Source organism: Metaplanococcus flavidus, from assembly GCF_042675885.1.
Lineage (GTDB): Bacteria > Bacillota > Bacilli > Bacillales_A > Planococcaceae > Planococcus > Planococcus flavidus.
Genome location: NZ_JBHTKI010000045.1, coordinates 1 through 10,908, shown reverse-complemented (window position 1 = coordinate 10,908; position 10,908 = coordinate 1). Strand labels below are relative to the sequence as shown.

9 protein-coding genes and 1 pseudogene are annotated in these 10,908 nt (G+C 41.4%); 9 read left to right on the top strand and 1 reads right to left on the bottom strand.

What is annotated here, in order from left to right; translation table 11 throughout:
- Positions 1 to 58: 58 nt before the first annotated feature.
- Entirely contained in the window at positions 59 to 550 is a 492-nt protein-coding gene (locus tag ACFQ1X_RS15730) for a hypothetical protein (protein WP_379083349.1), read from the bottom strand.
- Between the two features lie 282 nt (positions 551 to 832).
- Between ACFQ1X_RS15730 and ACFQ1X_RS15725 the strand changes: the two genes are divergently transcribed.
- From ACFQ1X_RS15725 to ACFQ1X_RS15685, 9 genes and pseudogenes are all read left to right on the top strand, one after another.
- Complete coding sequence (locus ACFQ1X_RS15725; RefSeq protein ID WP_144841620.1) at positions 833 to 1,720, top strand: ABC transporter ATP-binding protein; 888 nt, start codon at positions 833 to 835, stop codon at positions 1,718 to 1,720.
- Complete coding sequence (locus ACFQ1X_RS15720) at positions 1,717 to 4,326, top strand: ABC transporter permease subunit (protein ID WP_144841621.1); 2,610 nt, start codon at positions 1,717 to 1,719, stop codon at positions 4,324 to 4,326. The genes ACFQ1X_RS15725 and ACFQ1X_RS15720 overlap by 4 nt, the downstream gene beginning before the upstream one ends.
- A 317-nt stretch (positions 4,327 to 4,643) precedes the next feature.
- Positions 4,644 to 5,015 (top strand): hypothetical protein, encoded by a 372-nt coding sequence (locus tag ACFQ1X_RS15715; protein WP_379083347.1) that lies wholly within the window; start codon positions 4,644 to 4,646, stop codon positions 5,013 to 5,015.
- A gap of 230 nt (positions 5,016 to 5,245) precedes the next feature.
- Positions 5,246 to 5,488 (top strand): hypothetical protein, encoded by a 243-nt coding sequence (locus ACFQ1X_RS15710; protein WP_144841623.1) that lies wholly within the window; start codon positions 5,246 to 5,248, stop codon positions 5,486 to 5,488.
- A 117-nt stretch (positions 5,489 to 5,605) separates the two neighbouring features.
- Positions 5,606 to 6,547 (top strand): IS30 family transposase, encoded by a 942-nt coding sequence (locus ACFQ1X_RS15705; RefSeq protein ID WP_144841624.1) that lies wholly within the window; start codon positions 5,606 to 5,608, stop codon positions 6,545 to 6,547.
- 292 nt (positions 6,548 to 6,839) lie between these two features.
- Positions 6,840 to 7,157, top strand: coding sequence for a hypothetical protein (locus ACFQ1X_RS15700; protein ID WP_144841625.1), 318 nt, complete (start codon positions 6,840 to 6,842; stop codon positions 7,155 to 7,157).
- A gap of 586 nt (positions 7,158 to 7,743) precedes the next feature.
- A pseudogene (locus ACFQ1X_RS15695) lies at positions 7,744 to 8,822 on the top strand (YkvI family membrane protein).
- Positions 8,823 to 9,326: 504 nt separating this feature from the next.
- Positions 9,327 to 10,061, top strand: coding sequence for a 3-oxoacyl-ACP reductase FabG (gene fabG, locus ACFQ1X_RS15690; RefSeq protein WP_144841627.1), 735 nt, complete (start codon positions 9,327 to 9,329; stop codon positions 10,059 to 10,061).
- A 24-nt stretch (positions 10,062 to 10,085) separates the two neighbouring features.
- Positions 10,086 to 10,424, top strand: coding sequence for an SCP2 sterol-binding domain-containing protein (locus ACFQ1X_RS15685; RefSeq protein ID WP_144841626.1), 339 nt, complete (start codon positions 10,086 to 10,088; stop codon positions 10,422 to 10,424).
- Positions 10,425 to 10,908 lie beyond the last annotated feature (484 nt).

Genomic DNA, 10,908 nt, shown 5'->3' with positions numbered 1-10,908 from the left:
GGAATAACATCCCGCGGAAGTCGCTGGATTACCGTACGCCCCTGGAGGCATTTTTGAGTCACCTGAATGGAGTCGATCTGTCTAGCTTAAATTGACAAACGGAATAGAATGAAATTGTATTCACTTTGGTTACGCCATTGTCTTTGGTTACTCGTTCTTCCACTTTTTCGAAATCCGTCCAATTGTATGTTTCGGGTGCTAAAGTGAAAGAGTCGTTGTAAACGAATTTTTCTGAAGTTATGTAGTAGTAATCAGCTAATGAAAAAGTCAGTCCGATGATACTAAAAACAAATAAAGCAAGGGCCGTTCCATATTTCTTCAGCCGATTTTCCATAGTAGCCAAAGCAATCAAAACTCCTGCCAGCAGTGCAAGTCCGATACCACCTGTTACCAATGAAAGGGAAGAGGTCCCAATCTCAATCGCCTCTGGTGTGATGAACATTGCTTTAATGGGAAGAAAAATTCCAACCGGGGCAATTAAAGCGGAGATTAACAAAATAATTGCAAAAACAACATACACTACTTTCTTTTGGTCAGCAAATTCATACATATTAATTCCTCCTCTTAAAATGAGTTTCAAAAATCAGAATAGTCCAACACTACTAATACGTATAAAACATAGTTTGGTTTCAATTTTGTAAATTTGGATAAATTTGTTCAAAACTGAATTACAAAAATTACTATCATTTCATTTTATAAAAAAGTAGTTTGGCTAGTTTTTTGAAATAAATAGCATTATAGGTAAAATTTTCAGAATAATTATTATATTATTGATATACTATAAGTATCTGATGATAGTAAGAAAATAGACACTCTAGTAAGGGGGAATAAGATGATACTGTCTGTAAACAATATACATAAGTCTTACGGTAAAGAAAAAGTATTGAACAACATCTCTTTTGACATGAAAGGACCTCAAATCCTCGCCTTAGTAGGGCCAAACGGGTCTGGAAAATCTACGTTGCTGAACATCATTACTAATTTATTGCCTGCAGATCAGGGAAGTATTTCGATTATAGATAAAACCAATCAGGATCCGTCAATCTTCCGGGATGTGTCGTATATGCAGGATAACTCGGTGCTCTACGATTATTTGACGGGGTATGACCATCTGCAATTCATCGGGGATGTGCAGAAAGTCTCGAAAAAGAAAGTTTTGGCTGCGGCTGAGCGCATCGGCATTACGAGTTTCCTGAACAAAAAAGTGAGCAATTATTCGCTTGGCATGAAACAGCAATTGCTGCTGACGATGGCGATTGTCAACGAGCCGAAACTGCTGATCATGGATGAGCCGCTAAACGGACTCGATCCGACCAATTCCATCAAAGTACGGAATCTGTTGCTTGAGCTGGCGAAGGAAGGCACAGCCATTCTCCTGTCTTCACACAATTTGTCTGAAATCGATCACGTCACTTCCAATATTTTATTTTTGAAAGATGGCCAACTGCTGAATGAGAATTTAGCGGATTACGAAAATGTTTATTATCACTTCACCTTAACTACACTGGAAGATCCCGAACCCCTCTTGAAGGATACGAAAGCAATCGTCAAAAGCTTTGCGGATAATCGACTGGTCTTGTCTTTAAACGGCACGGCGCTCACTGAAATTTTGGGAATTTTCGATCGGGAAGGTATGGTAATCACAGATGTGGAGAAGAAGGTAGTGGGCTCGGAAGAACGTTACAAGGAACTTTTCGGAAAACAGGAAGCGGAAGAATGAAATTATACATATTCGAACTGAAAAAAATCGTGAAACAAAAAAGTTTCCTCTGGCTGTTGCTGCTTGTCGCATTGACCACAGCGTTTATTTTCCAGCAAAATGCGGCGATGCAGGAAGGAAAAGTTGAACGCGTCTATGAACAAACCGAGGCGATCAATGGGGAAGTTGGCCAATCCATCGAAAGGCTGGCAGAGGACCAGATGGATGGCCTTTTAGATGACGCCGGTCTGCAGCAATTGGAACTATTGAAAGAGATGCGGAGCGCGCTTTACCCATGGCGGGATGCGATTTACCAGGCGAAATGGGAAGAAGTTCCGCTTCATGAAGGGGAATTTTTGGTGCTTCTCCAGCTATTCAATGAGAGCGGCGGCGAGCTTTCGGCTTTAACGGGATTGGAGAAGGAAATCGCCATTGAGAAAAACGATTGGCTCCTGGAACACGGGTTGGCGTATGAAGAGGAAGCCTTTCCGGTTTCCCCACACTTAGTGCTGATCGAATCGGGTCTATTCTTGCTTGGCTTAGTGGGCGTGGCAATTTTGTTACTGGTTTTCGGTGGGACTTTGACGTCAGAAAAAGAGAATAGTACATGGCTGACGCTACGGACGCAGCCGACCAGCAAACGGCAGATTGTCCTCGCGAAACTTGGCGGTGTGCTGACGGTGGCATTGCTGTATACCTTGTTGGTGATAGGCATCGGATTGTTGGTGCCGCTGGCATTCGGAGATCTCTCTTTGATTCTCCAATACCCGCAGGTGCTGACAGGAGATGGGGAATTTGCAATTCTTTCGTCATTCAGTTTTCTCATTCGAGCATTGTTGCTGTTTTTCGCAGCCGTGCTTGTAGGATTCAGCCTGTGTCTATTCCTGAGTGTTTGGATCAAGAATTCTTTTACCTTGAACATTGCAGTATTTTTTGTCCTGTTGACAGGTCTCACTGTTACTCAGTCGGTACCGTTACTGCAGTCAGCATTTAATCCGTTCCACTTGTTCCAGTTCCAGCAAATATTGGGAGGGGTACCTCAAACTACAGACTGGATGTACCTGATGTCTGCAATCCTGTGGAGTGTCATTTTCCTGACCCTTTTAATAACGCTGCCGGAAAAGGATGCAAGTGCATTTCAACGATCAACAAATCACAAGCCATTCGGAAAAGGTAGAATGCCAGCAACTTCGGCCGGTTTAACGAGTGTGCTGCTGTTCGAATGGCGAAAACTCCGTCGAAAAGGAATGTTCCAGAAAGTCATGATTCTGCTCGTCTTATTCCTGGGAATGGGGTATTGGGGAATTTCCCAATTGACAGATCAAAAAGAGGAGGCTTACTTAGAGGAATTAAACCAGTTTACAGCAGGGATGGAAAATAACTTCATTCCTCAGTTTGAAGAAAGTGCTGCTTCTTTGAAAGAGGCGCTTCGAGCCGCCGAAAAAGAGAATGACGAAATGATTATTCCCAGCTTAAAAGATCAAATCGCCCGTACTGAAAGTATGATTACCTTCAATACGGATTGGAAAAACAAAGCGGCGGACGCAATCGCCGGCTATCAGGAAGACAATTGGGACGCTTTTTATGAATACCAGCTTTTCATAAACCAGGTCCACAATAATGAGTTTGATTACCTTGCCGTGGTCGGAAGTTCATGGCCTCAGATCATTGGCCAGTTCACAATGGATGTGGCGTTAGAGGAGAAAAAATGGTTAATGGAAAAAAATATCCAACCTGTTTTATCCGGCGAATATATTCAAACGATGCATACTGCTGATGGATGGCCCTCTGAAAAGTACCGTCTGGAGTGGGAAGAAGAAAACCGGAAAATTGATGACAGCGGCTTGTATTCTTTCTACCTGTTTTTTGAAAACTACGTCTATTTTGTGCCTTTGGCATTGCTGCTGTTCGTGTTGGCAGGCGGATTTGCTTCTGAAAGAGGGAAGAAGCGGACATTGGATTTTCTTCAAACGCAACCGCTGGCGGCAAGAACTATTTTTATGGGGAAAACCCTCCATTCTATTATGGTTGCAGCCATCAGCTGTATTTCTTTATTTGGGCTGCTGGTATTGGTTGGCACGCTATTTAACCGTTTGGGCGATTGGAATTATCCTGTTCTTTACTACGATGCAGAAAGTGTGACATTGACAGCTGATTACGCAGGAATGCTTTCTCGTGGGCTTGGCTTCCATTTCATTCCGTTGGGCACTTATTTAGTGAACAGCACCATACTGTTTCTGTTTGTTCTCCTGTTTTTCCTGGTATTGGCGAATTTCTTATCGCTATTTCTTAAGAATACCTTTACGTCATTTGCGCTGACACTGCTGATAGGATCGGGAGGATTCGTGCTGAGCAAATACTATTTGACGGGTATGGCCCAGTGGTCGCCGTTCACTTATCTGCAAACCAATAAAGTGGCAAACGGGGAATTAGGGACTTTGTTAGATGCTCAATATCTGAATGTGATGACCGGGAGTCTGGTGCTCTTAGGTTCAACGGTTCTTCTATTGCTAGTAGGAATGCTTTTTACTGGTAAAAAAGCGAACATCTCCAAAAGCGGTCAGCAGAAAAAGACTGATTCAGAACATGTAGATAAATCACTGGAAACTAAACCTTACGTAAAATGATTAGGTTAACATATGAGGGAATATGAGAAGTTCCAAAGTAAGAACAGATACTTTTTTTATAAGTAACCCGTTCGGTTGACTGGTATAAAATTACAAATAACATTTTAAATCGCAACAGTTTTAGCATCAATTAAACATCATATTAAAATACAAAACCGCATCTTAATTCGCACAGCAATCAGAACCAAACTCGCATTCTATTTCGTGAGAAATTTTGGTAATTCAAAGTTTCCGCATCGGGGTATTTTTTGAATAATGAATCTCTTTAAAGAGTTATGCGTATACTACGTATAAGAATAAAGATAAGGAGGGATGATTTGAGAAATTACATTTTATTAACGTCGATCGCATTGATATTAATTTTATCGGGGTGCTCGGCTAGTGCAAACTCAGAAACTGGACCATTCCCTGCAACTGAAATTATTTCTAAAGAGCCAGTAGTGATTGGTTATATTGTAGAAGTATTAGAAGAAGACCAAGTCATTTTTGTAAAGAGTGACGTCACAAAAGAAGAAGCTATGAAAACGAATAGAAATGACACAGGAAATAATATGCATATGTTTTTCTCAAATGCCACTACATTTGATGGAGAGCTAGAGAAAGGTTATAAAGTAGCTGTTTGGGAATTTGCAGATAAAGAAGCAAAAGATAATTCCATTTCAGAAAGAATTGTAATCCTAGAGAAATAATACTGTTTTTTCTAAATCAGTTCGTTTATGTTTCATCGTAAAATTAAAAGCACCGCAGTTCGCAAGGTTTTTAAAAAAACTGAAATCGCGGAGTGGCAGTGCTTTTTTTCTTTTAATTTTTTAGACTTTGTGAGGTCGAAAAGTGATTATACTTCGGTTCAATTTTTATTGCGTTATTTACTGATAAATGAATTTATCGTTAAGGCAATAAAATTGAAGGAGTGAAAATAATGAAAAAAGGTTGGATTTCAATTATTGGGGGAACCATCTTAGGAATCGTTATTTCCTTCTTCACACTTGAATATAATGGTTGGCAAATTAATAGACACGATAGAGACGGGGTCGCTTACCAAAGTATTAATGATATTGATATTAATCTTGTGCACAATTCTTTTATCATTATCGTTGTGTCTTGCCTTGCGATTTATTTTGTTTTATTTTTGTTAGAAAAACGCAGAAATCGGTTCAATTAAAGATAGTAAATGACTTGATTATGTAGATTATCATATTAAGTCGAACGGTTAGAAAAATAAAAATAGCTCAAGTGGGTACACAGTAGTTAACGCGAATCAACTAAGGAGTGTCCCCAAATGAGCTATGCCCAAATTATATCACGGGAACGTGTGCTAATCGAGAGTTATTGCCTGGAAGAGAAATCGCTGTCCTACATGGCGAAACAGTTGAAACGAAGTAAAAGCACCATCAACTATGAGTTGAAACGATGTAAGCCGTATAACGCCCTTTTGGCACAGGCTGATTACGAGGCTAAACGTGAAAACTGCGGCTCCAGACGATCGGTTAATCAAGAAGACGTCGATTATATCCTGTCCAAACTGAAGATGGGCTGGTCGCCCGAAAGCATCGTTGGACGGTACTGGAAAACGCATAAGAAACCCTTTCCTATCAGTGTCTCGAGCATCTACCGGTACGCTGCACTCGGCCTGTTCAAGCTTTCCCAAAAGCTTCTGATCCGCAAAGGGAGAAAGTTAAAGAACAATGAAGTGGAGACGCGAGGCAAGATGCCCCGTCTGAAAAAGATTCATGCACGTCTGGCGCCACGAAGCCAGGTGGGACATTGGGAAGTCGATACCGTCATCGGCAAGTCGCACAAGAGCCAGATCCTCACATTGACTGAACGCACCACCCGGTTTGAGATTATCTACAAGCTGGCTGCGAAGACGGCAAGTGAAACAGCGCAGGCAATCATCCATGTGTTGAAAAACCTGCCAAAGAAAGTGGTGAAATCCATCATCGCCGACCGGGGCAAGGAATTTCACGGATGGGTCGAGGTGGAAAAGGCACTGGAAATTCCCGTTTACTTTTCCGATCCTGGCGTGCCGGGCCAACGCGGCACCAACGAAAACAGCAATGGCCGTGTTCGCCGCACCTATCCAAAAGGAACCGACTTCAGCCGGATGACCCAGAAGGAGATCATGGACTTTCTCCTAGTATTCAATCAGGTCCCCCGGAAAGTACTGAATTACAATACGCCATTTGAGGTATTCATGAATTTCTTGCCACGTTCGACTTGAGTTGACAATTTACATTATAAAATATATTTTGGTTTCCATATCAGTAGGTTATCGGAAGCTGCATAAGTAGGAAAAGAGAGATGAAGCTGTTGACAGCAACTCATCTTTCTTTTTTTCTTTTAAAAGGGGAATCTTTTGGAAGGGTTGAAAGAAATTTCGATTTTAACTTTTAGAATAAAGTAATGGGAAATTATGTTACAATTATTGTAAAAAGAAAATTCTTTTCTATAGCGTACTAAACTTACTAATACTAGAAATGTATTAAAAGCTCAATTAAAAAAGGAGGTAAATATTGGATATTATACAGTTTTTCATCGGACCAGTGATCGTAATTTTAATAGTTCATGTGATCATGTCGGTTGTATATAAAGACGCAGAAAAAAAGGATAAAGGATTTGTTTTTAACGGATATAAATTAAGTGATAGAAGAAGGTTTATCCGTTCCCTATGGGTGATTCCATTTATACTTGTACTGTATATTGCTATCTATTGGTATGGTGATTTAACTACAAATGAATATATGGTAATAGGAATTATTTTCATACTCTTAGCCTTATTAGAGAGCGCTATCAGTTATGTGAAATGGAAAAAGAATGAGAAGGAAGCATAAATCACTGTGAAGGAATTTACTTAAAGCAACGTATGCGTTTGTAGAAGAGCAGGTTTAATAAAATCAGTTAACATATAACGTTTTATGGAAGGAGAGAAACTTGGTTTCAAGTTTCTCTCCTTCCTTTTGTTCGTATTGTTCGTATACGTGTACTTTTACGATCGGTTTGTCTTGCCAAGAGATTAAAAGGTATTTAAATTAAAATCGCAAGTATTCTACGGTATTGATTTCGCCGATTGTAAAATAAGCTGGACAACTGAAAAAGCCATTAGTAGTACACTCTAAATGTATTTTCCGACCAAAGAAAAACTCAGGAGTGAGATCACGAATGACCGACACCAATTTTATCATGGATGAAATGGTGATAATAGATTCCCCCTAAATACACTGCTCTCACCGCCTTTTCAGCATGCGTTACTAATAAGGAAGAATAAGTGGTAAATCCGGAGAAAGCAAGGGAAAGCGAACAGAAAAGCAAAGAATTGTTTGATGATACCTCTTTTAAGGATATGAAAAATCATCTATATAAAAAGTACCTGTGTGAATCACCTAAGTGTAAGGACAACAAGAAAAAGGAGAGGGTTTTATGAAAAGAAGCTTAAAAATAGCCAGTGCCTTTATTGGGATTGTCGTCGGCGCCGGTTTCGCTTCTGGACAAGAGATTTTGCAATATTATACAAGCTACGGTTATTGGGGGCTTGGCGGCGTTCTTGTAGCGACCGCGCTATTCGGTTATATCGGAATGATTCTGACGCGTCTTGGAAGCCGCATGCAAACGACGTCCCATGAAGATGTCGTCTACCGCATCAGTGGGAAATGGCTCGGCAAAGTGATTGACTATACCTTGATTTTAACCTTATTCGGTATTTTGGTCGTCATGATTGCCGGGGCCGGCTCAATTTTTTCCCAGCAGTTCAACCTAGCTCCAGCATTCGGGCGCGGAATCATGATCGTGCTGGTCATCGTGACAATCATGATGAACGTAAAAAAAGTCATCACCGTCATTTCCAGCATTACGCCATTCTTGATCTTGATGGTCGTAGGAATCGCCGTCTATAGTGTTATGACGATGGAGGGCAGTTTCAGTTCACTGGACCCGGTGGCCAAAGAGCAGCTGTCGGCAACACCGAACTGGCTATTATCGGCAATCAACTATGTATCACTTGCAATTGCGCTAGGGCCTCGATGTCGCTCGTCATGGGTGGCGCTGAAAAAGATGAGAAAGTGGCTGCCCGTGGGGGCTTGATCGGCGGACTCGGCTTCGGCTTCCTTATCCTGCTCAGTTATGTGGCGATATTTGCGAAAGTGGATGTTGTCGGAGGAGCAGATCTTCCGATGCTTGCCATAGGCGATGATATTTCACCAATACTCGGCATTATCATGGCAGTCGTCATCTTCGCAATGATCTATAATACAGCGGTCAGCATGCTTTTATCATTTTCTGCCCGTTTTACGGAAATCGGCACTAAGAAATACCGTATTTTCGTCATCATTGCAGGACTCATTGCTTTTGCTCTTAGCTTCTTCGGCTTTACATCTCTAGTCAACTGGCTCTATCCAGCAGTCGGCTATCTCGGCTTGTTGTTGATCGGTGCATTGATTTTGGCGGATATCCGCAAAGTAGGAAAAAACGACAAAGCAAACAATAAAAAAGCAACAAACTAAGAAAAGGCCTTCTGTTTGAACAGAAGGCCTTTTCAGTCTGTCGAGAAACCTCATCAGCTTTTTGTATGTTCCGTTCCAGCCGGACCGCGTTCCGCGAGCACGGCCTCAGCCACTTAGCCGCTGCTCCCGCTGGAGTCGCCGGCTTCTATTTCAATGGCGTTATGATTCGACTATTCAGTTCTAAAAATCGGCGTATACTGATTAATCACCAATAGAACAACGACTTAATTTGGTGACCAATATGGTTAAAAAGAAAATAGACAGAATAATTTTATGCAGAAATCAAAGTTGCGAAATAAAAGGTAGCATAATACAAAAATTTTTACTTTTTTATGAATATGGAATTAAGTGAAGAGCAATAGTACTGAAACAAATAGCATAATAACAATCCGCAAGAAACCAGAAAATTTAGGGAAAAAGGAGGAATCAGACAGTTTTGAATAGAAATGGTATGAGGTGCCTATTTTTATAAGGTTTTATCAGCAGATAGAGAGGAAGAGGGGACTGAGCCAATTGGAAAACAAAGTTGCTGTGGTGACTGGAGGAGCCCAAGGCATTGGAGCGGGGATTGTTGAACGTTTCCTTGCAGAGGGAGTGAAAGTCGCAGTAATCGACGTCAATGCAGAAAAACTGAACAAGCGGTGGAGTGAGGCAGGAGATGAGCTTGCCACATTTGAATGTGATGTGACTGACGGAGGACAAGTGAAACGGGTCTTCGAGGAAATTTACAGCCGTTTCGGAACGATCGACATTCTTGTCAATAATGCCGGGATCACCCGTGATGCCATTTTTCATAAGATGACTGAAGAGCAATGGCATTCCGTAATGGATGTCAATTTGACCTCGATGTTCCATACATGCCAGGCGGTTATACCGAAGATGCGAAAGCAGGAGTATGGCAAGATTGTTAATATCTCCTCAGTATCAAGCTGGGGGAACGCGGGGCAGGCAAATTACAGTGCTTCAAAAGCCGGCGTTCTTGGCTTCACCAAAACATTGGCGAAGGAAAACGGCGGGAAAAATATAACGGTGAATGCAATTGCACCGGGACAAATCGATACAGAGATGACGAAGGATCTGCCGGAAAACATTCAGATGATGGCATTGATGCTGACACCCGCAGGCCGACTCGGAAAACCGGAAGAAGTGGCATCAGTGGCACGTTTCCTGGCATCGGATGACTCGAGCTTCGTCAACGGTGAATGCATCCAAGTCAACGGCGGATTTTTGATGGCTTAACAAATTTAAAGGGGATGAAAAGAGATGGCGTTGTCCACATTAACTGAAACGATGAAACAGATTGAAAAAGAAATCAACAGCAATCCGGAGCCGATTTCAGGCATGGATACGGTTTACCAATTTGAGATTGACGGGGAGACTTATCAAATGGAGTTGAAAGACGGCAATGCGAAAGTTTTAGAGAATGCTGAAGCTGATCCCAACTGCACGCTGATCATGTCCGCAAATAACTTCCATAAATTCCTGGCAGGAAAGTTGAATGGCATGACTGCTTTCATGACCGGTAAGCTGAAAATCCAGGGAGATATGACAAAAGCGTTGAAACTTGAGAATATCGTAAAGCAATATGAGTTGGATATTTAATAGTAGATGATTGATCAAAACTCGTTTGGGCAAAGTAGGCGCCCAAACGAGTTTTTTATTGTAGATGAATACATAGACCATTCTCTATGAAAAAAAATTCTGAATGAGTATGTTGAATTAAGGAATTAGCATTTATACAGTGCTTCGGCATTAGGTAACGCCTAGATATGGAGCAAAAAAGCGAAGACGCCCAGGGGAGCAGGCGAATGCCGACGAAGTGCAAGATCCACTCGGGCGAAGTGAAACGAGACCGAGTTAGCTCAGCGCGAGCCCCCAGGCAAGCAAGCTGTTTTGCGGAATATCGGCTACAATAGTTTTGTAAATTCAATATAATTAATAAAGTACTTATTGCAAACATACGTTCCCTTTGGTATTATTAATTTACTCAACTTTCGCAGAGTGAAATTGGCAAATAAGCCTTGATGTAACTGGGCAGACCGCCAATCCAAAGCTGTAGTTGACTTTCAATTAGTTTTTTCATTTT